Origin of the sequence: Streptomyces sp. Y1 (assembly GCF_041053115.1) — a bacterium.
Lineage (GTDB): Bacteria > Actinomycetota > Actinomycetes > Streptomycetales > Streptomycetaceae > Kitasatospora > Kitasatospora rubellomurina.
The window spans coordinates 5,223,143-5,244,549 of the sequence record NZ_CP163445.1 but is presented as its reverse complement, the minus strand read 5'-3'; the positions used below and the strand labels follow the sequence as shown (position 1 = coordinate 5,244,549).

Annotated in this window: 22 protein-coding genes; 3 read left to right on the top strand and 19 right to left on the bottom strand. The window is 72.9% G+C overall.

The genetic code is table 11. The features are described 5' to 3' along the window. Positions 1-11: 11 nt before the first annotated feature. Positions 12-422, top strand: coding sequence for a Fur family transcriptional regulator (locus AB2U05_RS22655; protein ID WP_045693648.1), 411 nt, complete (start codon positions 12-14; stop codon positions 420-422). A gap of 132 nt (positions 423-554) precedes the next feature. On the opposite strand, the gene AB2U05_RS22650 is transcribed toward AB2U05_RS22655, so the two are convergent. From AB2U05_RS22650 to leuA, 4 genes are all read right to left on the bottom strand, one after another. Continuing rightward, complete coding sequence (locus tag AB2U05_RS22650) at positions 555-1,388, bottom strand: isoprenyl transferase (RefSeq protein WP_045693646.1); 834 nt, start codon at positions 1,386-1,388, stop codon at positions 555-557. Between the two features lie 4 nt (positions 1,389-1,392). After that, positions 1,393-2,139, bottom strand: coding sequence for a DNA repair protein RecO (gene recO, locus AB2U05_RS22645; RefSeq protein WP_030290777.1), 747 nt, complete (start codon positions 2,137-2,139; stop codon positions 1,393-1,395). 216 nt (positions 2,140-2,355) lie between these two features. Beyond that, complete coding sequence (locus AB2U05_RS22640; protein ID WP_107072889.1) at positions 2,356-3,057, bottom strand: TerB family tellurite resistance protein; 702 nt, start codon at positions 3,055-3,057, stop codon at positions 2,356-2,358. 250 nt (positions 3,058-3,307) lie between these two features. Further along, positions 3,308-5,104, bottom strand: a complete 1,797-nt coding sequence (gene leuA / locus AB2U05_RS22635) for a 2-isopropylmalate synthase (protein ID WP_045693639.1) — start codon at positions 5,102-5,104, stop codon at positions 3,308-3,310. A 338-nt stretch (positions 5,105-5,442) separates the two neighbouring features. Here leuA and AB2U05_RS22630 point away from each other — a divergent pair, with 338 nt between their 5' ends. Both AB2U05_RS22630 and AB2U05_RS22625 read left to right on the top strand, forming a co-directional pair. Next, positions 5,443-6,465: a M4 family metallopeptidase gene (locus tag AB2U05_RS22630; RefSeq protein ID WP_369184072.1), complete on the top strand. Its 1,023-nt coding sequence runs from the start codon at positions 5,443-5,445 to the stop codon at positions 6,463-6,465. Between the two features lie 110 nt (positions 6,466-6,575). Further along, positions 6,576-6,842 (top strand): protealysin inhibitor emfourin, encoded by a 267-nt coding sequence (locus AB2U05_RS22625; protein ID WP_045693797.1) that lies wholly within the window; start codon positions 6,576-6,578, stop codon positions 6,840-6,842. Between the two features lie 120 nt (positions 6,843-6,962). On the opposite strand, the gene era is transcribed toward AB2U05_RS22625, so the two are convergent. The 15 genes from era to hrcA form a co-directional block, all read right to left on the bottom strand. Beyond that, positions 6,963-7,889 carry a GTPase Era gene (gene era, locus AB2U05_RS22620; protein WP_045693635.1) on the bottom strand — a complete coding sequence of 309 codons (927 nt, stop codon included), beginning with the start codon at positions 7,887-7,889 and terminating at the stop codon, positions 6,963-6,965. A gap of 71 nt (positions 7,890-7,960) precedes the next feature. Next, positions 7,961-8,131 carry a hypothetical protein gene (locus AB2U05_RS22615; protein WP_157882014.1) on the bottom strand — a complete coding sequence of 57 codons (171 nt, stop codon included), beginning with the start codon at positions 8,129-8,131 and terminating at the stop codon, positions 7,961-7,963. A gap of 85 nt (positions 8,132-8,216) precedes the next feature. Then, positions 8,217-8,570, bottom strand: a complete 354-nt coding sequence (locus AB2U05_RS22610; protein ID WP_045693795.1) for a hypothetical protein — start codon at positions 8,568-8,570, stop codon at positions 8,217-8,219. A 31-nt stretch (positions 8,571-8,601) separates the two neighbouring features. Beyond that, positions 8,602-9,153: a DUF4383 domain-containing protein gene (locus tag AB2U05_RS22605; protein WP_369184071.1), complete on the bottom strand. Its 552-nt coding sequence runs from the start codon at positions 9,151-9,153 to the stop codon at positions 8,602-8,604. 36 nt (positions 9,154-9,189) lie between these two features. Next, a complete protein-coding gene (locus AB2U05_RS22600) occupies positions 9,190-9,426 on the bottom strand; it encodes a hypothetical protein (protein WP_045693793.1) in 237 nt (78 codons plus the stop codon). A gap of 33 nt (positions 9,427-9,459) precedes the next feature. Continuing rightward, entirely contained in the window at positions 9,460-10,755 is a 1,296-nt protein-coding gene (locus tag AB2U05_RS22595; protein WP_244178679.1) for a hemolysin family protein, read from the bottom strand. A 55-nt stretch (positions 10,756-10,810) separates the two neighbouring features. After that, positions 10,811-11,305: an rRNA maturation RNase YbeY gene (ybeY, locus tag AB2U05_RS22590; protein ID WP_045693630.1), complete on the bottom strand. Its 495-nt coding sequence runs from the start codon at positions 11,303-11,305 to the stop codon at positions 10,811-10,813. 14 nt (positions 11,306-11,319) lie between these two features. Beyond that, positions 11,320-12,345 carry a PhoH family protein gene (locus AB2U05_RS22585; protein WP_045693789.1) on the bottom strand — a complete coding sequence of 342 codons (1,026 nt, stop codon included), beginning with the start codon at positions 12,343-12,345 and terminating at the stop codon, positions 11,320-11,322. 296 nt (positions 12,346-12,641) lie between these two features. Next, the gene (locus AB2U05_RS22580; protein ID WP_369184070.1) at positions 12,642-13,562 is read right to left on the bottom strand and encodes a ribonuclease Z; all 921 of its coding nucleotides are present in this window, start codon (positions 13,560-13,562) and stop codon (positions 12,642-12,644) included. 1 nt (position 13,563) lies between these two features. Further along, positions 13,564-13,917 carry an HIT domain-containing protein gene (locus tag AB2U05_RS22575; RefSeq protein WP_045693626.1) on the bottom strand — a complete coding sequence of 118 codons (354 nt, stop codon included), beginning with the start codon at positions 13,915-13,917 and terminating at the stop codon, positions 13,564-13,566. Positions 13,918-13,964: 47 nt separating this feature from the next. Next, entirely contained in the window at positions 13,965-14,741 is a 777-nt protein-coding gene (locus AB2U05_RS22570) for an RDD family protein (protein WP_369184069.1), read from the bottom strand. 112 nt (positions 14,742-14,853) lie between these two features. Further along, on the bottom strand, positions 14,854-18,096 hold the full coding sequence (locus AB2U05_RS22565) for a PDZ domain-containing protein (RefSeq protein WP_369184068.1): 3,243 nt from the start codon (positions 18,094-18,096) through the stop codon (positions 14,854-14,856). Positions 18,097-18,174: 78 nt separating this feature from the next. Further along, positions 18,175-18,924 carry a 16S rRNA (uracil(1498)-N(3))-methyltransferase gene (locus AB2U05_RS22560; protein ID WP_369184067.1) on the bottom strand — a complete coding sequence of 250 codons (750 nt, stop codon included), beginning with the start codon at positions 18,922-18,924 and terminating at the stop codon, positions 18,175-18,177. 80 nt (positions 18,925-19,004) lie between these two features. Next, positions 19,005-20,144, bottom strand: a complete 1,140-nt coding sequence (gene dnaJ, locus AB2U05_RS22555) for a molecular chaperone DnaJ (protein ID WP_369184066.1) — start codon at positions 20,142-20,144, stop codon at positions 19,005-19,007. A gap of 79 nt (positions 20,145-20,223) precedes the next feature. Beyond that, positions 20,224-21,258, bottom strand: a complete 1,035-nt coding sequence (gene hrcA / locus AB2U05_RS22550) for a heat-inducible transcriptional repressor HrcA (RefSeq protein ID WP_045693615.1) — start codon at positions 21,256-21,258, stop codon at positions 20,224-20,226. Positions 21,259-21,407: the final 149 nt, after the last annotated feature.

Sequence of the window (21,407 nt, the reverse complement as noted above, 5' to 3'; positions counted from 1 at the left end):
GAGGACCCACGGTGACCACCGCAGGCCCGTCGCCACGCGCCCGCTCGACCCGGCAGCGTGCCGCCGTCTCGGCGGCCCTGGACGAGATCGCGGACTTCCGCAGCGCCCAGGAACTCCACGACCTGCTCAAGCACCGCGGTGACTCGGTCGGTCTGACCACGGTCTACCGCACCCTGCAGTCGCTCGCCGACGCCGGCGAGGTGGACGTGCTGCGCACCGCGGACGGCGAGGCCGTCTACCGCCGGTGCAGCAGCGGGCACCACCACCACCTGGTCTGCCGGCACTGCGGCTCCACCGTCGAGGTGGAGGGCCCGGCGGTGGAGCGCTGGGCGAACGCGGTCGCCGCCGAGCACGGCTTCAGCGACATCGCGCACACGCTGGAGATCTTCGGCACCTGCGCGGAGTGCGCCAAGAAGGACTGAGCGGGTTCCCGCGCCGGGGCAGCCGGCACGGACGCAAGGACGCGAGGACGTACGGCCGCAGGCACGCACGGACGTACGGGGAAGGGCCCGCAGGAACGATTTCCTGCGGGCCCTTCCGTCGTCCGGGCGGGCTCAGCGCTGCGCGGGCAGACCCGCCGGCACCTCGTTCGGGATCGCCCCGCCGAAGCGGCGGTCGCGCCTCGCGTACTGCTCGCAGGCACGCCACAGGTCGCGGCGGTCGAAGTCCGGCCAGAGCACGTCCTGGAACACGAACTCGGCGTAAGCCGACTGCCAGAGCAGGAAGTTGGAGGTGCGCTGCTCGCCGCTGGGGCGCAGGAAGAGGTCCACGTCCGGCATGTCCGGGTGGTACATGTACTTGGAGATGGTCTTCTCGTTGACCTTCTTCGGGTCGAGCTTCCCGGCCGCGACGTCCCGCGCGATCGCCTGGGCGGCGTCGGTGAGTTCGGCCCGGCCGCCGTAGTTGACGCACATGTAGAGGGTGACGGCGTCGTTGCCCTTGGTCTGCTCCTCGGCGACCTGCAGCTCCTGCACGACGCTCTTCCACAGCTTCGGCATCCGGCCGGCCCAGCGGATCCGCACGCCCATCGCGTCCATCTCGTCGCGGCGGCGGGCGATGACGTCCCGGTTGAAGTTCATCAGGAACTTCACCTCGTCGGGCGAACGCTTCCAGTTCTCGGTGGAGAAGGCGTACAGCGAGATGTTCTTCACGCCGAGCTCGATGGCGCCCTTGAGGACGTCCAGCACCACGGACTCGCCGACCTTGTGGCCCTCGGTGCGCGGCAGCCCGCGCTCCTTGGCCCAGCGGCCGTTGCCGTCCATCACGATCGCGACGTGCTCCGGGACCAGCTCGCCGGGGATCTTCGGCGGCTGGGCACCGCTGGGGTGCGGGGTCGGGGGAACGTAGTTCCGCTGCTTGCCGCCGCCGAAGAGCCGTCGCGCTGCCATGTGCTCACTTCTCCACGTATCTCATCGAGCGGATGCCCCGCTCCAGGTGCCACTGCAGGTAGGCCGCGACCAGGCCGCTGCCCTCCCGCCAGTACCGGGGCTCGCAGGCATCGGCCGTCCGCCAGTCCCCTGACAGCAGCGCCCCGAGCAGTACCAGTGTCTCAGGGGAGGGTACGGCACATCCCGGCACTCGGCAGTCCGGGCAGAGCACGCCGCCCGCAGGGAGCGAGAAGAAACGGTTCGGCCCCTCCAGGCCGCACTTGGCGCAGTCCGTGAAGCTCGCGCCGTACCCGTTCACCGCGAGCGAGCGCAGCAGGAAGGCGTCCAGCACCAGGTGCGACTCGTGCAGCCCGGCCGCCAGCGTGCGCAGCCCGCCCACCAGCAGCAGGTACTGCTGGACGGCCGGCTCGCCCTCGTTCTCGGCGAAGCGCTCGGCCGTCTCCAGCATCGCGGTGCCGGCGGTGTAGCGGCCGTAGTCGGTGACGATCGAGCCGCCGTACGGCGCGATGGTCTCCACCTGGGTGCACAGCGGCAGGCCGCGGCCGACCAACTCGCTGCCCCGGCTGAAGAACTGCACGTCCACGTGCGAGAACGGCTCCAGGCGGGCGCCGAACTTGGACTTGGTCTTGCGCACCCCGCGCGCGACCGCCCGCACCTTGCCGTGCTGGCGGGTCAGCAGGGTGATGATCCGATCGGCCTCGCCGAGCTTCTGCGCCCGCAACACGACGCCGTCGTCCCGGAAAAGACTCATGCCAGCCATTGTCCCCCAGCCGCGGGCGCCCGCGGACAGCCGTGTTGCCCGCACCGGGCCCGTGGGGGAGGACCACTGCGGTGCGGGTCACGGCGGGCCCGGATGGGGGGATGCTCGGGCCCGTTTGTGGGGGATTCGAAAGGTCTACGGAGGCGAACGGTCTACGGAGGCGAGAGGTCTTCCGGAAGGTCTCCGGGGAGTCCGGCGGGCCCGGCCTCAGAGGTTCCCGTACGGTGCCCGGGTCGCCGCCTCCAGCAGCTCCGCGACCCGGGCCGGCGGCAGGTCCAGACATCGCCCGATGGCGGCCAGCGCCTCGCGCTCCTGCGGGAGGAAGCGCCCGTCCGCCAGGGCGATCGCCGCGCCCTGGCTCACCAGCCGCTCCCGGCCCTGCCGGGCGAGGTGCGGGGCGAGCGGTTCGAGCACCGCGTGCAGCTCGACGGCGAGGCCGCCGGCCTGCCCCAGCCGCCGCCCGCCCGGCTCCTCCAGGTCGTGCGCCTCGTAGAGCTCGGCGCCGAGCCCGGACAGCGCGGCCAGCGCCGCCAGCACCTGGGCCTCGCCGCAGTCCTCGAAGCCGGCCTCGCGCACCACCGCGCAGGCCGCCTCGCGGGCCGTGCGGTGGGCGGTGCCGCCGGCCGCGAGCATCGCCAGCGCGACGGTGTACTGGGCGTCCCGCAGCATCGAGCCGAGCCGCACGCAGGTGGGCTGCTCCAGGCTCTCCAGCCCGTACCGGCCGTGGCAGCCGGTGCACTGCACGCTGCCGGCCACCGTGCCGAGCGGGACCACCGGGGCGCCGAGCAACCGCAGCCACCGCCGGCCGTGCTGGCGGCGGTAGTTGCGGTCCCCGCCGCAGCCCGGGCAGAAGAAGTCACCGAGAACGTCAGTCCGCCACCTCGGGCGAACACCCCACAACCTGGTCACGGCGCCACTCCCCAGACATGGCAGGCGGCCTGCCCGACCACGGGCAGGTCACGCGACCCGGACACCAGGTCGTCCCACCGACCCGGCTTCCCGGTGGATCGATGTTGCCACGGTTGCCGGCACGTGTCAGTACCCCCAACGGCTTCCGATCCGAAAAAATGTGGCGCAGGCCACAGGAGGGCCCCGGCGCCGCCCGGAACCGGCGAAGGGCCGCCCCGCAGGGCGACCCTTCGCATGCCACCCTGACGAATTACCCGCGCTGGGCGCGGTTGACGGCGCTGGTCATCGCCTTCAGCGAGGCCAGCACGGTGTTGCCGTCGATGCCGACGCCCCACAGCACCTTGCCGTCCACCGCGCACTCCACGTACGCGGCGGCCTGGGCGTCGCCGCCCTCGCTCAGCGCGTGCTCGGCGTAGTCCAGGACGCGTACGTCCACGCCGATCTTCGCCAGCGCGTCCGCGAACGCGGAGACCGGGCCGTTGCCGACACCGGTCAGGGTGACCGGCTGACCGTCGACGACGGCGCCGGCGATCAGCGCGTCCCGCCCGTCCTCGGTGGTCAGGGTGCGCGATCCGCTCAGCGAGATCCGGCCCCACGGGTTGCCGGTGGTCGGCAGGTACTCGTCCTCGAAGACCCGCCAGATCTCGGCCGGGGTGACCTCGCCGCCCTCGGCGTCGGTCTTGGCCTGGATGATCCGGGAGAACTCGATCTGCATCCGGCGCGGCAGGTCCAGCTTGTGGTCGTTCTTCAGCACGTACGCCACGCCGCCCTTGCCGGACTGGCTGTTGACCCGGATGACCGCCTCGTAGGTGCGGCCGACGTCCTTCGGGTCGATCGGCAGGTACGGCACGCCCCAGGTGTGCTCCCCGACCGGCACGCCGGCCGCCGCCGCGTCCGCCGCCAGGGCGTCGAAGCCCTTCTTGATCGCGTCCTGGTGCGAGCCCGAGAAGGAGGTGTAGACCAGGTCGCCGGCGTACGGGTGGCGCGCGTGCACCTCCATCTGGTTGCAGTACTCGGCGGTGCGGCGCACCTCGTCGATGTCGGAGAAGTCGATCTGCGGGTCGATGCCCTGCGAGAACAGGTTCATGGCGACGTTGACCAGGTCCAGGTTGCCGGTCCGCTCGCCCTGCCCGAACAGGCAGCCCTCGACCCGGTCCGCGCCCGCCATGACGGCCAGCTCCGCGGAGGCCACGCCGGTGCCGCGGTCGTTGTGCGGGTGGCTGGACAGGCAGACGAACTCGCGGCGGGACAGGTTCCGCGACATCCACTCGATCTTGTCGGCGTAGACGTTCGGGGTGGATCGCTCGACGGTGGTCGGCAGGTTCAGGATGATCTCGCGGCCCTCGCCCGGCTGCCAGACGTCCATCACCGCCTCGCAGACCTCCAGCGCGAAGTCCAGCTCGGTGTCGATGAAGATCTCCGGCGAGTACTCGTAGCCGAAGACCGTCTCGTCGCCCAGGATCTTCTCGGCGTACTCCATCACCAGGCGGGTGCCGTCCACGGCGATGCCCTTGATGTCGTCCTTGCTGCCCTTGAAGACCACCCGGCGGAACAGCGGCGAGGTCGCGTTGTACAGGTGGACGGTCGCGCTCGGCGCGCCCTTCAGCGACTGCACCGTGCGCTCGATCAGGTCCTCGCGGGCCTGCGTCAGCACCGAGATGGTGACGTCCTCCGGGATCGCCCCCTCCTCGATCAGCGACCGCACGAAGGCGTAGTCGGTGGCGCCCGAGGACGGGAAGCCGACCTCGATCTCCTTGTAGCCCAGCCGGACCAGCAGGTCGAACATCATCCGCTTGCGGGCCGGCGACATCGGGTCGATCAGCGCCTGGTTGCCGTCCCGCAGGTCGGTGGAGAGCCAGCGCGGCGCCTTGGTGATCACGGCGTTCGGCCAGGTGCGGTCCGGCAGGTCGACGGTGCCGAACGGCAGGTAGCGGCCGTAGCGCATGCCCGAGGGCTGCTGGCGCACGGAGGCGGCGGTGATCGGCGTGGGCCGGTCGACGAAGGCGGGAGCGGCGGGGACGGACGCGGCGGAGCTCTGCTCGGTCATGGAGGTGACTCTCGGCTTCCTGTGGATGCGTGCTGCGGGCGGTTCGGGGTGGTCTACACCGATTGGCCGGCCTCTGCGGTGCCGCTCGCGATCCGCCGTTGGATCGCCGATGTGCGCGCACAGCTCTTTCCCCGCGGCGAGGGAGCCGGCCCCCTTGGGACTACAGGCCCTCGACGCGGCAGCTAAGAAGAAGCAGCCCGTTGCGCATGATGGAGCCCAGCGTAACCCAGTCCCGCGCGCCCCCGAAGTGATCCGGGCTACCGTTCCACCCCTTGAGACGACAAATGGTCATGCCAAAGGTGGTGACAACCGGTCATCGATGACTCACCCTGGGCCGCATGACAGCAGGAGTGCCGCTCTGCGCGATCGTCCCGCCGTACGTCCTGGACCGCCTCGCCGAGGCCGGTCACGAGCCCGCCGTCCGCTCCCTCGCGCTCGACGCCGCGCACCGCGCGGCCCGCCTCGCCCCGCCCCCGCCCGTCGCCGCGAGCCCGGCCCTCAGTCGGGTGATCGCCGACGCCGGGCACACCCAGCGCCTGCCCGGCCGCACCGTCCGCACCGAGGGCCAGGCCCCGACCGCCGACGACTCCGTCACCCACGCCTACGACGGCCTCGGCGCCACCTTCGCGCTCTACGCCGACGCCTACGGCCGCCGCTCCATCGACGACCAGGGGCTGCGCCTGGACGCCACCGTGCACTACGGCCAGAACTACGACAACGCCTTCTGGAACGGCCACCGGATGGTCTTCGGCGACGGCGACGGCGAGATCTTCGGCGACTTCACCGCCTGCATCGACGTCATCGGCCACGAACTCACCCACGGCGTCACGCAGTTCACCGCCGGCCTGGAGTACCACGACCAGCCCGGCGCGCTCAACGAGTCCGTCTCCGACGTCTTCGGATCCCTCGTCAAGCAGTACGCGCTGCACCAGGACGCCGCCCAGGCCGACTGGCTGATCGGCGCCGGCCTGCTCGCCCCCGGCATCCAGGGCGTCGCCCTGCGCTCGATGAAGGCCCCCGGCACCGCCTACGACGACCCCCGGCTCGGCAAGGACCCGCAGCCCGCGCACCTGCGCGACTACGTCAACACCTCGGAGGACAGCGGCGGGGTGCACATCAACTCCGGCATCCCCAACCACGCGTTCTACCTGCTCGCCACCGCCCTCGGCGGCCCGGCCTGGGAGCGCGCCGGGCGGATCTGGTACGACGCGCTGACCGGCCGCCGGCTGCCCGCCGACGCCGACTTCACCGCCTTCGCCCGGGCCACCGTCGCCGCCGCCAAGGCCCGCTACCCCGACCAGCCCTCGATCGCCGACACCGTGACCGCCTCCTGGGCCCAGGTGGGGGTCAGCCCGGGCTGAGGCCTGCCTCCCGGGCCTTGCGGCCGTCGATAGCGTGTCGAACCGGAACCAAGGTCACGGTCCGGGAAAACCGCCCCGAACCCCCACCCCCGGGTAGCACCATGGACACCATGCGCATCCAGGTGACCCGGACCGGCGGCTTCGCGGGAATCGTCCGCCACGCGGAGCTCGACACCGCCGACCGCACGGACGCCCCGCACGTCCACGCCCTCGCCCGCGAGGCCGTCGCGGGCGGCCTGCGCGCCCCCTCGTACGGGGTGCCGGACGGCTTCCACTACGAGATCACCGTCGACGGCCGGACGGTGCACTGCGCCGACCCGAAGCTCAGCGACTCGCAGCGCGAGCTGGTCTCCCTGGTGCTGCGCGAGGGTGCGTGACCCGCAACCCCCGCGCAGCACCGGCGCGTTGCCGGCTCAGAGGCCAGCTCAGAGGCCGGCTCAGAGGCCGGCTCAGAGGCCGGCTCAGAGGCCGGCTCAGAGGCCGGCTCAGAGGCCGGCTCAGAAGCCGAGCTTGCGCAGCTGCTTCGGGTCGCGCTGCCAGTCCTTGGCCACCTTGACGTGCAGGTCCAGGTAGACCGGGGTGCCGAGCAGCGCCTCGATGTGCTTGCGGGCGGTCGTGCCGACGTGCTTCAGCCGGGCGCCCTTGGCGCCGATCACGATCGCCTTCTGGCTCTGCCGCTCGATGTAGACGTTGGCGTGGATGTCCAGCAGCGGGCGGTCCGCCGGCCGGTCCTCGCGCGGCAGCATCTCCTCGACCACGACGGCCAGCGAGTGCGGCAGTTCGTCCCGGACGCCCTCCAGCGCGGCCTCGCGGATCAGCTCGGCGACCATGATCTGCTCGGGCTCGTCGGTGAGGTCGCCGTCCGGGTAGAGCGGCATGCCCTCCGGCAGCAGCTTGGTGAGCAGGTCCGCCACCAGCGACACCTGCTTGTCGCCGACCGCCGAGACGGGGATGATCTCGGCCCACTCGAAGCCGAGCTCGATGCCGAGCTGGTGGATCGCGATCAGCTGCTCGGCGAGCCGCTTGGAGTCCACCAGGTCGGTCTTGGTGACGATGGCGACCTTGGGGGTCTTCTTGATCTCGGCGATCTCCTTGGCGATGAACTTGTCGCCGGGGCCGATCTTCTGGTCGGCGGGCAGGCAGAAGCCGATCACGTCGACCTCGGCCCAGGTGGTGCGGACCAGGTCGTTCAGGCGCTCGCCGAGCAGGGTGCGCGGCTTGTGCAGACCGGGGGTGTCGACCAGCACGAGCTGGGCGTCCGGGCGGTGCACGATGCCGCGCACGGTGTGCCGGGTGGTCTGCGGGCGGTCGGAGGTAATCGCGACCTTCGTCCCCACCAGGGCGTTGGTCAGGGTCGACTTGCCCGCGTTGGGACGGCCGACGAAGCACGCGAACCCGGAGCGGAAGGAGGAAGGGGCAGTCATGGACTCCATTCTCCCTGATCACCGGAGCGCCGCCGCCCAGGCCCGGCCCCCGGGCCCGGCACCGGGGGCGCTCAGCCCTTCCCGCCGCCCTTCCCGCCGCTCTTCCCGGTGAGCGAGAACACCACCAGCAGCACCAGGTAGGCGACCGAGCCCCAGAGCCAGAACGGCGAGCCGGTCTCCTGCCACTTGCCCATGCCCATCACGAACAGCAGCAGCCCGGCGAAGAACGCCAACGCCCCCATGTCCCCAGCCCCCTCACCGAACCACTTCCGGTGAGATTATCCGCTGAGCCTATGGGGGCGACGGGGCGATGCCCGCGGTACGGCCTCAGCGGGCCCCGACCGACACCCGCAGCGTCCCGTCCGGGCCGGCCAGCAGCACCGGCGTCCCGGCCCCGCCGAGGTCCCGGACGGCCGCCAGGTCCGCCTCGGCCGGCTGCTCCGCCTCGCTCACCACGGCCGCCGCCTCCAGCGACTTGGCGCCGCTGGCCACCGCCATCGCCACCGCCGTCTGCAGCGCGCTCAGCCGCAGCGACTCCAGGGCGACCGTCCCGGCCACGTAGGTGCGGCCGGTCTCGTCACGCACCGCGGCCCCCTCGGGGACGCCGTTGCGGGCGCGGGCCGAGCGGGCCAGGGTGATGATCTTCTTGTCTTCGGGGTCGAGTTCGACGCTGTCACTCATGCCGCCGAGCATAGGCGGCCCGCCCCACCGCTCAGTGGCCGACCGGGTGGGTCCGCCCCGGGTTCGGGTTGAGGACCTTGACGAAGGTCTTCGCGGCACCGGACGGCCGGTCCTCCTCCTTCTCGATCCGCTCGCGCCAGAACGGGTTGTCGTGCGGCAGGTGGCTGCTGACCCGGCCGTACATCCCGAAGGTCGTCACCACGACCCCGAACACGAACGCGAACAGCACGTTGGACATCCGGAAGTTGAGGATGTTGGCGTCCGGCCGCCCGAGCACCGTCAGCCCGTAGAAGCCGGAGAGCACGAACAGCACGCCGACCACCATGTTGAGGTTGGACGCGAAGTTCCCGCCGATCACCGCCCCGGCCACCAGGACCGCGCCCGCCACGATGGACAGGATGCTCAGCGCCCCGTTGGTCGACAGCCCGGCGATCCGGTCGCCGTGGGTGGCCAGGAAGCCCGGGTGGTCGGTCAGCCCCAGGATCCCGAACACGATCAGGAAGATCCCCCCGAGCCCCGCCCCGATCCGCCACACCATGGCGAGCCGGGTACCGACGGTGGGCAGTTCGTCGTGCAGCTTCATGGCGACCTCCAGAGCTCGGCCATGATCCAACCGTGGCTAGCTGTAAGGGTGGCTCCCCTGCATGTGCGGCGTCTCGTGCATGTAGAGCGAGCCGCACTGCTGGCAGCACCTCAGCCCGGTGCCCCACTCCTGCTCGGGCCGGGTCTCGGCGTCGTCGGCCATGGTCCGGCCGCACAGCGCCGTCGACGGGTCCTCGTCCCGCACCACGTGCCAGGTCGAGACTCCGCCGGCCGCCCCCTGCGGGCCGTACTCCGCGCGAAGTTTGTGCGTCATGCCCTCCATGGTCGCGCGGCGGGCGGCCACCCGCTACTCGCCCGGCCCGCCCCCGTCGTCCGCCGACCCGCGCACCGGCGTGGCCACCATCGAGCCGATCCGGTTGCGCCGCCCGGCCGAGGACTCGGCGGTCAGCAGGATGCCGGTCAGGCCGTCGCCGTCCCCCGCGCCCTCCGGCAGCGGGATCTCGCAGGCCGAGCCGGGGATCGGCACCCGGCCGAGGTGCTTGGCCAGCAGGCCGCCGACGGTCTCGACGTCCTCGTCCTCCAGCTCGATCCCGAACAGCTCGCCCAGGTCCTCCACCAGCAGCCGGGCGGTGATCCGGTACGAGCCGTCGCCCAGGTCCTCGATCGGCGCGATCTCCCGGTCGTACTCGTCGGTGATCTCGCCGACGATCTCCTCCAGGACGTCCTCGATGGTGACCAGCCCGGCGGTGCCGCCGTACTCGTCGATCACGATCGCGACGTGCGAGCGGCGCTGCTGCATCTCGCGCAGCAGGTCGCCGGCCGGCTTGGAGTCCGGGACGAAGACGGCCGGGCGCATCACCGCGCCGACCTCCTCCGACTCGGCGTCCCGGTTGATGTGGGTGCGCCGCACCAGGTCCTTCAGGTAGACAATGCCGACCACGTCGTCCTCGTTGTCCCCGACCACCGGGATCCGCGAGAAGCCCGAGCGCAGCGCCAGGGTGAGCGCCTGCCGGACGGTCTTGTGCCGCTCGATCATCACCAGGTCGGTGCGCGGCACCATCACCTCGCGGACGATGGTGTCGCCGAGCTCGAAGACCGAGTGCACCATCCGGCGCTCCTCGTCCTCGATCAGGTCGTCCTTCTCGGCGAGGTCGACCAGGGCCCGCAGCTCCGCCTCGGAGGCGAACGGCCCCTCCCGGTAGCCCTTGCCCGGGGTCAGCGCGTTGCCGAGCAGGATCAGCAGCCGCGGGATCGGGCCGAGCACCGCGGCCAGCGGCAGCAGCACGAAGGAGGCCGCGGTCGCGGTGGTGAGCGGGTGCTGGCGCCCGATGGTGCGCGGCGAGACCCCGACCGCGACGAACGAGACCAGCACCATCACGCCGAAGGCCAGCAGCACGGCCTGCCAGGTCGGGTGCAGGTTGCGCACGCACACCGCGGTGACCAGGACGGCCGCCGCCATCTCGCTGGCGACCCGGATCAGGGTCGCCAGGTTGAGGTAGCGGATCGGGTCGGAGGCGACGGTCAGCAGCCGCGCGGAGCCGCGCCGCCCGTTGCGGACCGCCTCCTCCGCCCGGAACCGGGAGACCCGGGACAGGCCCGCCTCGGCGCACGCGGCCAACCAGCCGAGCACGACCAGCGCCACGGCGCCGAGGATGAAGCTCGTACTCTCACCACTCACAGGAGTTCGGGCCCCGCGCTCAGTGGGTGGTGGGGGCCGGGGAGATGCCGCCGAGGCCCTTGCCCGCCCGCCAGTCGTCCAGGATGCGCTTCTGGAGGGCGAACATCTCCTCCTCCTCCTCGGGCTCCTCGTGGTCGTAGCCGAGGACGTGCAGCACGCCGTGGACGGTGAGCAGCTGCAGCTCCTCGTCCATCGAGTGCTTGGAGGGGGCCGCCTCGCCCTGCTGCTTGGCGACCTCGGGGCACAGCACGATGTCGCCGAGCAGGCCCTGCGGCAGCTCCTCGCCGTCCTTGCCGGGGCGCAGCTCGTCCATCGGGAAGGACATCACGTCGGTCGGACCGGGCAGGTCCATCCACTGGATGTGCAACTCCTCCATCGCCGCGCCGTCCACCAGGATCACGGACAGTTCGGACTGCGGGTGGATCCGCATCCGGTCGAGGGCGAAGCGGGCGACGTCGAGGATGGCCTCCTCGTCCGCTTCCCAGCCGGACTCGTTGGCGATATCGATGGACATGAGGGGCTGGGTGCTCAGCTTTCGGTGCGGTGGGACTGTCGGGGTGCGCGGGCCGCCGCGGCCTTGCCGGGGCGGCGCTGGGCCGGCTTGCGGTCGAGCGGGGCGTTCTGCTCGGCCTCCTGCCGGGCGTCCCAGCGTTCGTAGGCGTCCACGATCCGGCCGACCAGCTTGTGGCGGACCACGTCGGTGCTGGTGAGGACGGAGAAGTGGATGTCGGGCACGTCGGCCAGGATCTCCTGGACGACCTTGAGGCCGCTGCGGGTGCCGCCCGGGAGGTCGATCTGGCTGGTGTCGCCGGTGACCACCACCCGGGAGTTGAACCCGAGGCGGGTGAGGAACATCTTCATCTGCTCGGGCGAGGTGTTCTGCGCCTCGTCCAGGATGATGAAGGCGTCGTTGAGGGTGCGGCCGCGCATGTACGCGAGCGGGGCGACCTCGATGGTGCCGGCCGCCATCAGGCGCGGGATGGAGTCCGGGTCCATCATGTCGTGCAGCGCGTCGTAGAGCGGGCGCAGGTACGGGTCGATCTTCTCGTAGAGGGTGCCGGGCAGGAAGCCCAGCCGCTCCCCCGCCTCGACCGCCGGCCGGGTCAGGATGATCCGGTTGACCTCCTTGGCCTGCAGGGCCTGCACGGCCTTGGCCATCGCCAGGTAGGTCTTGCCGGTGCCGGCCGGGCCGAGGCCGAACACGATCGTGTGCTTGTCGATCGCGTCGACGTAGCGCTGCTGGTTGAGCGTCTTCGGGCGGATCGTACGGCCCCGGTTGGAGAGGATGTTCGCGGTGAACACCTCGGACGGCGCCGGGCCGTCCGGACCCTCCTCGCGGAGCATGGCGATGGAGCGCTCCACGGCGTCCTCCGTCAGGGGCTGGCCGGTGCGCAGCACCAGCATCATCTCGGTGAACAGGCGTTGCACGAGGGCGACCTCGGCACGGTCCCCGGTGGCGGTCACCTCGTTGCCGCGGACGTGGATGTCGGCGGCCGGGAACCCGTGCTCGATCACGCGCAGCAGCGAGTCCGCCGTGCCGAGCAGGGTGACCATCGGGTGCTTCTCGGGGATCACGATCCGGGCGCTCACGCGACCGTCGTCGGCCGGCTCGGGCCGCGACCGTCCGTTGGTACGGGTCTGCGATGTGTCACTCATGGGTCGGCCCTGGGGCCTGCCTCATCCCATCCGTGGTCTCGTGTGCCGCTCGGTCTCTCCGGGGCACCAGGGTACGCCGCGCGCGTGATCGCCGCGGCGGGCGGCGGGGCCGCACCCGACGATGCTGCGGCAGATCGCGGAGCGGCGCGAGCCCTTTTCCGTCCGGCCGCGGCCTTCCGGCCCGGCCGTCACCATCACGGGCGGCGGGCCGGGACGGGCACCCGGGCGAGGTCCTCGGCGAGCACCAGCTCCCCGTCGAAGTGCTTGCGGGCGTCCGCCAGGTGCTGGCCCAGGTCCGGGTAGCGCTGGGAGAAGTGGGTCAGCACCAGGGTGCGCACGCCCGCCTCGGCGGCGGCCTTGGCGGCCTGCCCGGCGGTGAGGTGGCCGTGCTCCTCGGCGAGGCGGGCGTCGGCGTCAGCGAAGGTCGCCTCGGCGACCAGCAGGTCGGCGCCCTCGGCGAGCGCGTGGACGCCCTCGCACATCCGGGTGTCCATCACGAAGGCGAACTTCTGGCCCGGCCGCGGCTCGCTGACCTCGTCCAGGGTGACCGTCCGGCCGTCCACCTCGACCGCGCCCTCGTGCTGCAGCCGGCCCACCGCCGGGCCGGACACGCCGAGCGCGGCGAGCCGCTGCGGCACCAGCCGGCGGCCGTCCGGCTCGGACAGCCGGTAGCCGAAGGACTCGACGGGGTGGTCGAGCCGGACGGCGTCCAGCGCGAAACGGGCGCCGGGGGCCGGCAGCGGGCCGGGCTCGTCGATCGGCCGGGGGCGCAGCACCGCCGTCTCGTGGTAGGCGGTGGCGTGCCGCAGCCGCTCGAAGTAGACCTCGCCGGAGGCCGGGAAGTAGACGTCGACCGGGTGCGGGACGCGGTCGAGGTTGATCCGCTGGATCACCCCGGCGAGGCCCAGGCAGTGGTCGCCGTGGAAGTGGGTCACGGCGATCCGGGTGATCTGGGTCGCCGTGACCCCGGCGTGCAGCATCTGCCGCTGGGTGCCCTCGCCGGGGTCGAGGAGCAGGCCCTCGCCGTCCCAGCGGAGCAGGTAGCCGTTGTGGTTGCGGTGCCGGGTGGGCACCTGGCTGGCGGTGCCGAGGACGACGAGTTCGCGCTGGGACACGTCAGACCATGCGCTCGGTCATGGACGTGCCGCCGAGCACGTGCACGTGCGCGTGGAAGACGGTCTGCCCGGCGCCCGCACCGGTGTTGAAGATCAGCCGGTAGTCCCGCAGGCCCTCGTCCTTCGCCACCGCGCCCGCCTCGGCGAGCAGTTCGGCGGCGATCCCCGGCTCGGCGGCGGCCAGCTCGGCGGCGTTCGCGTAGTGGACGTGCGGGATGACCAGGACGTGCACGGGGGCCTTGGGGGCGATGTCGCGGAAGGCGAGGGTGCGCTCGGTCTTGCGCACCACCGTCGCGGGGATCTCGCCCGCCACGATCTTGCAGAACACACAGTCGGGCTGCGGCTCGCCGGCCATCGGTCTCTCCTCGGTTCGCGGGATGCTCTGGTCCGTACGGGCGCAGCCTAGCCGAGCCGCCCGACCGCCTGCTCGTACTCCCGCAGGTGCTTCCAGCGCACCGAGCGCATGCCGACGACGTCCCCCTCCCAGAGGTCGAAGTCGTCGTCGATGAGGTTGACCGCCAGGAAGACGAAACCGATCAGCCAACGCCGCGTCAGCCGCCACATGTTGGGACGCTGGACGTGCTTGCGGCGCACCACCCGCATGGCCAGGATGCCCTTGCCCACGCTGAAGCCGGTGAGCCGGGCGAGCACCACCTGGTTGAGGAACGAGGTGAGCAGTCCGACGCCGATGAACGCCACCCAGAAGGGCACCACCGGGCTCTGGGTCGCGAGGTGACCGGCGTGCGCCACGGGCTTGGCGTGCTCGGCGGTCTTGTCGTCGGCGAGGGCGGCGGCGAAACCGACCACGAGGGCGAGGAGGAAGTCGAGCACGATCGCCAGGAAGCGCCGCCCGGCGTACGCCTCCTCCGGGCACTCCGGCGGCGCGGGCTGCGCGTACGGCTGCGGGAAGCCCTGCGGCGGGTACGGCTGTTGCGGCTGCGCGTACGGCTGCGGCTGCGGCTGCTGGTACCCCTGCGGCGGGTAGGGCTGCTGTTGCTGCTGCGGGTACGGCTGTTCGTACCCCTGCGGCGGGTAGGGCTGCTGCGGCTGCTGGTACCCCTGCGGCGGGTACGGCTGCGGCTGCTGCGGCGGGTACGGCTGCGGCTGCGGTTGCTGCGCGTACGGATTGGGACCGTAGCCGTATTGCTGCTGCTGCGGCGGCGGATAGCCCTGCGACATGTGCTCCCCCGTGACTGTCGATCACACGATCTGGATCAAGAACAGCCCCGCATCCTACTCACAGCGCGGAGTGGGAAGTCGGTCCCGCCGACTTCCCACCCCGGGTGACCCCTTACTCCCAGGGAGCCGGCGGCGCCGTCCGGGCCGGCGTCGCGGCCAGCGCCTCCAGCGCGATCCGCACGCCCTCGGCCAGCTGCGGGTCCTGCCCCGCCGCCCAGTGGTGCGGGGCGCACGGCACCTCGACGTCCGGGTCGACGCCGTGGTTCTCCACGCCCCAGCCGTAGTTCTCCAGCCAGGACGCGTACTTGGGCTGGGTGACCAGGGTGCCGTCGACCAGCTGGTAGCGGCTGTCGATGCCGATCACCCCGCCCCACGTCCGGGTGCCGACCACCGGGCCGATGCCCAGCGCCTGGATCGCCGCGTTGACGATGTCGCCGTCCGAGCCGGACATCTCGTTGGCCAGCGCGACCACCGGCCCGCGCGGCGCGTCCGCCGGGTACGGCACCGGGTGGGCGAGGTCCCGGGCGAACGTCCAGCCGACGATCCGGCGGGCCAGCTTCTCGATCACCAGCTGCGAGGTGTGGCCGCCCCGGTTCTCCCGGACGTCGACGACCAGGCCCTCCTTCGCCATCTCGGTGGTCAGGTCGCGGTGCAGCTGCGCCCAGCCGGCCGCCTGCATGTCGGGGATGTGCAGGTAGCCGAGCCGCCCGCCGGACAGCTCGCGCACCGCGGCCCGCCGCCCGGCCACCCAGTCGTGGTAGCGCAGCGGCTCCTCGTCGGCGAGCGGGACGACGACCGGGTGGCGCCGGTCGGTGCCGTCCTTGCCGGCCACGGTCAGCTCGACGGGCTGCCCGGCGGTGCCGGCCAGCAGCGGCGCCGGGCCGGTGACCGGGTCCACCGGGCGGCCGTTGACGGCGAGGATCGCGTCGCCGGGGCGGATCGCGGCGCCGGGCGCGGCCAGCGGCGAGCGGGCCCGCGGGTCGGAGGACTCGCCGGGCAGGATCCGGGCGATCCGCCACTGCCCGCCGTCGTGGACCAGGTCGGCGCCGAGCAGGCCCTGCCGGCGGGCGGGCTCGGTGTAGCGGCCGTACGGCGCCACGTAGGCGTGCGAGGTGCCGAGCTCGCCGTGCACCTCCCAGAGCAGGTCGACCAGTTCGTCGTGCGAGCCGACCCGCTCGACCAGCGGCCGGTAGCGCTCCAGCACGCCCGCCCAGTCGACGCCGCTCAGGTCCGGGCGCCAGAAGTTGTCGCGCATCAGCCGGCCGTTCTCGGCGTACATCTGCCGCCACTCGGCGGCCGGGTCGACGGTCACCCGCAGCCGGGTGAGGTCGACGGCGGTCTCGTCGTCCTCGCCGCCCGCCTTGTGGTCGGCCGGGACGATCCGCAGCTCGCCCTCGTCCAGCACGGCCACCCGGGTGCCGTCCCCGCTGACCGTGAAGTCGTCGAGTCCGTGCACCAGTTGCTCGACGCGGCGCTTCTTCAGGTCGAACCGCTCCAGCACCGGCCGGGGCCGCTGGTCCTCCAACGAGGCGGCGTCGTCGCCGAGTTCGCCGAGCAGCGGGGAACGCGTCCACAGCACGCCGTCCCGGGCGGCGCGCAGCCGGCCGAAGCGGCCGCCCTCGACCGGGAAGGGCACGATCCGGTCGGCGATGCCGTCCAGGTCGACCCTGGTCACCGGTGCGGCCTCGGCCGCGCCCTCCTCGCCGTCCGCCTTCCGGGCGTGCGGCTCGTCCTCCTCCCCGCCGAGCGGGCGCCCGGACCGCTGCGGCCCGAACGGCGAGGGCGTGTCGGCGGCCAGCGTGACCAGGTACGGGCGGCAGCCGCCGGGGAAGGCCAGGTCGAAGCCGTGCGCGTCGTACACCGGGTCGAAGTTGCGCACCGACAGGAAGGCCAGGTAGCGGCCGTCCGCGGTGAAGGCCGGCGAGGTGTCGACGAAGCGCGGCTGGGTGGCCTCGCCGACCGTGCGGGTGGCGAGGTTCGCCAGCGCGATCTGGCGCAGCGAGTACGCGCCGAGGCCGTGCACCGGGCGGGACCAGGCCAGCCAGGCCGAGTCCGGGCTGAACACCAGCCCGGTGACCTCGCCGTCCCGGCTGCGGTCCAGCTCGTGCACGGCGCCGTCGGCCAGCGCCACCAGCAGCACCCGGCCGTCGTGCACGGCGAGCGCGGCCTGCTTGCCGTCCGGGGAGACCGCCAGCGAGTTGACCCGGCCCAGCTGCCCGGCGGCGAGCCGGCGGCGCTCGGCGTCGTGCACGGCCGGGATGAACTCCAGCCCGTCCTCGCCCTCGGCGTCGGACACCCACAGCACGCCCTGGGCGCCGTCCTCGCCCGGCACCACCCGGGCCAGCCGCCCGCGCACGCCCGGGGTCTCGTCGAGCACCCGGGCCGGGCCCTCGCGGTGGGTCAGCCAGTGCACGCCGCCGCGCACCACGACGGCGCTGGCCCGGCCGGTGCGGTCGGGCGAGACGGTCTCCAGCCAGTGCGCGGCGTGCACCGGGCGGGGGCGGCGGCCGGTGCGGGGGCCGGCCAGCCGGACGTCCGCGCGGCGCGGCTCGGCGCCCTCCAGGTCGTCCAGCAGCCAGACCTCGCCGGCCCGGTGGAAGACCACCCGGGTGCCGTCGGTGGTGGCGCCGCGGGCGTAGAAGCCGTCCGGGTCGGTGGTGTGGCGGCGCAGGTCGGAGCCGTCCGGGAGGCTGGACCACAGCTCGCCGACGCCCTCGTGGTCGGACAGGAACGCGATCCGGTCGCCGACCCACATCGGGGAGTCGAGCTGGCCGTCCAGCTCCGCGTGGACGCGGGCGAACTCCTCGCCGTCCCGGCCGAGCCACAGGGTGCCCGCCCGGCCGCCCCGGTAGCGCTTCCACCAGGCCGGCTCGCGGTTGTTGGTGGTGACCAGCAGCACGCGGTCGCCGCCCGGCTCGAAGGCCAGCCCGCCGACCGGCCCGTACGGCAGCCGGCGCGGCGCGCCGCCGTCCAGCGGCACGGCGTGCGCCCAGGTGCGGCGCAGGCCGGCCTCGCCGGCCGTGGTGGCGGCGATCGGGCGGCCGTCCGCCGTCCAGCCGAGCACCCGGGTCTGGTCGCTGCCCCAGTGGGTGAGCCGCCGGGACGGGCCGCCGTCCACCGGCACCACGTGCACCTCGGGGGCGCCGTCACGGGTGGAGGTGTAGGCGATGTGCCGCCCGTCCGGGGAGAACCGGGGGTGGTGCGCCGGCAGGTGATCGGCCGTCAGCCGCCAGGCCCGGCCGCCGTCCAGCGGGGCGAGCCAGAGGTCGTCCTCGGCGACGAAGGTGAGCAGGTCACCGTGCAGGTGCGGGTGGCGCGGATAGGCGCCCGTGGAGGTGCTGAGGGAGTCCGTCACCCGGCCAGCGTAGGCAGCCGCACCGCCCGCCCGCCCGGGATTTCGGCAGACGCGCCCGGCGCTCGGGAGCTGGGCCGCTCAGGACCAGCGGCCGGTGCGCCCCAGCAGCAGCGCGCCCGCCGCCACCCCGGCGGTCGAGGTGCGCAGCACCGAGGGGCCGAGCCGGTACGGCTTCGCGCCCGCCTCGGCGAAGGCCGCCAGTTCCTCCGGCGACACGCCGCCCTCCGGGCCGACCACCAGCACCACGTCGCCGTCCTCCGGCAGCGCGGCGTGCGCCAGCGGCTCGGCGCCCTCCTCGTGCAGCACGGCGGCGAACGCGGCCCCGGCCAGCACGGGCAGCAGCTGGCGGGTCGTCATCGGGTCGCCCACCTCGGGGAAGCGCAGCCGGCGGGACTGCTTGCCCGCCTCCCGGGCGGTGGCCCGCCACTTGGCGAGGGCCTTGGCGCCGCGCTCGCCCTTCCACTGGGTGATGCAGCGCGAGGCCGACCAGGGGATCACCGCGTCCACGCCGACCTCGGTCATGGTCTCCACGGCCAGTTCGCCGCGGTCGCCCTTCGGCAGCGCCTGGACGACCACGATCCGCGGCGCCGGCCGCGGCTCGCGGCGCACGGCGGCCACCGTCACGTCGATCGCGTCCTTGCCGAGCACCTCGGCGACCGTCCCGTCCACGCCGAGCCCCAGCCCGTCCGCCAGCGTCACCGCCTCGCCGGCCGCCAGCCGCTTCACCGCGGCCGCGTGCCGCCCCTCCGGCCCGTCCAGGCGCACCACCGAGCCGGGCGCGGCGGCGGCGATCCGCTCGGTCTCGACGACGAAGACGGGCGCGGTCATGACGGGGTACCTCCGGGTGGGTGGGAACACGGAAAGGGTGCCGGGGGTCTCCCCCCGGCACCCCTCACGACGAGCAGGACTCAGCGGCCGTTGAAGGCGTCCTTCAGGCGCGAGAACAGCCCCTGCTGGCCCGGCGCGAACTGGCCGGACGGCCGCTCCTCGCCGCGCAGCACCGCGAGCCGGCGCAGCAGGTCCTCCTGCTCGGCGTCGAGCTTGGTGGGCGTCTGCACCTCGACGTGCACTATCAGGTCGCCCCGGCCGCCGCCGCGCAGGTGGGTGATGCCGCGGCCGTGCAGCGGGATCGACTGGCCGGACTGGGTGCCGGGCCGGATGTCGACCTCCTCCAGCCCGTCCAGGGTCTGCAGCGGCACCTGGGTGCCGAGCGAGGCGGCCGTCATCGGGATGGTGACGGTGCAGTGCAGGTCGTCGCCGCGGCGCTGGAAGACGCTGTGGGTGGTCTCGGCGATCTCGACGTACAGGTCGCCGGCCGGGCCGCCGCCGGGGCCGACCTCGCCCTCGCCGGCCAGCTGGATGCGGGTGCCGTTGTCGACACCGGCCGGGATCTTGACCGTCAGGGTGCGGCGGGCGCGGACCCGGCCGTCGCCGGCGCACTCCGGGCACGGGGTCGGCACGACGGTGCCGAAGCCCTGGCACTGCGGGCAGGGGCGGGAGGTCATGACCTGGCCCAGGAAGGACCGGGTCACCTGGGAGACCTCGCCCTTGCCGCGACACATGTCGCAGGTCTGCGCGGAGGTGCCGGGGGCCGCGCCCTCGCCGCTGCACGTGGTGCAGGTGACGGCGGTGTCGACCTGGAGCTCCTTGGTGGTGCCGAACGCGGCCTCCTCCAGGGTGATCTCCAGCCGGATCATGGCGTCCTGGCCGCGGCGGGTGCGCGAGCGCGGGCCGCGCTGGCCGGCCGCGGCGCCGAAGAAGGCGTCCATGATGTCGGAGAAGCCGAAGCCCGCCGCGCCGGCGCCGAAGCCGCCCGCACCGCCGCCGCCCGGGGAGAGCGGGTCGCCGCCGAGGTCGTAGACCTGGCGCTTCTGCGGGTCGGAGAGCACCTCGTAGGCGGCGTTGATCTCCTTGAACCGCTCCTGCGTCTTCGGGTCCGGGTTGACGTCCGGGTGCAGTTCGCGCGCCAGGCGCCGGAACGCCTTCTTGATCTCGTCCTGCCCCGCATCCCGTCGGACGCCGAGTACCGCGTAGTAGTCCGTGGCCACCAAATGCTCCGCTTGTTCCGCCTGTAGATAGTGCTGCGACTGGTCGCCGGCCGTTAAAACTCCTAACGCCGGCTCTGTGCTACGACTCGGCCAGGATCTGGCCCACGTACCGTGCCACCGCCCGCACCGCCCCCATTGTGCCCGGGTAGTCCATCCGGGTCGGACCGATCACTCCCAGTTTGGCCACGCTCTCGTCGCCCGAACCGTAGCCGACCGACACGACCGAGGTGGAATTCAGCCCCTCGTACGCGATCTCCCGGCCGATCCGGACCGTCATCCCCGCGTCCGCGGTCTCACCCAGGAGGCGGAGCAGGACGACCTGCTCCTCCAGGGCTTCGAGCACCGGCTGGATGGTGAGCGGGAAGTCGTGGCCGAAGCGGGTCAGGTTGGCCGTGCCGGCCAGCATGATCCGCTCCTCGTTCTGCTCGGCGAGCGCCTCGAACAGCGTCGCCAGGACCGTACTGACGGCCGGCCGGTCGGCCTGTTCGAACAGGCCCGGCAGCTCCTCCAGGAGCCCCGGGACGTCCGGCAGGCGCTGGCCCGCCGCCCGCGCGTTGATCCGGGCCCGCAGGTCCGCCAGGAGGGTCTCGCCGACCGCGCCCGGGCAGTCCACCATCCGCTGCTCGACCCGGCCGGTGTTGGTGATCAGCACCAGCATCACCTTCGCCGGGGCCAGCGCCACCAGCTCGATGTGCCGCACCGTCGAGCGCGACAGCGACGGGTACTGGACGACGGCCACCTGACGGGTCAGCTGGGCGAGCAGCCGCACGGTGCGCGCGACCACGTCGTCCAGGTCGACGGCGCCGTCCAGGAAGTGCCGGATCGCCCGGCGCTCGGGGGCGCTCATCGGCTTGACCTCGGCCAGCCGGTCGACGAACAGCCGGTAGCCCTTGTCGGTGGGGATGCGCCCGGCGCTGGTGTGCGGCTGGTGGATGTAGCCCTCCTCCTCCAGCGCCGCCATGTCGTTGCGCACCGTCGCCGGGGAGACGCCGAGGTTGTGCCGCTCCACCAGCGCCTTGGAGCCGACCGGCTCCTCGGTGCCGACGTAGTCCTGGACGATGGCGCGCAGCACGGCGAGCTTGCGCTCGTCCAGCTGGCGGACCTCACCGGCCATGGGCACGCACCTCCGTCTTCGCACGTTGTCCGTCTGTGATGCTGCGGGCCGCTCCGGCGAAGGACCCTGATCCTGGCACTCTGAACACGCGAGTGCCAGAACCGTACCTGCCAGTGTACGGCCCGGGTCCGACCGCAGGAACGGCCCGG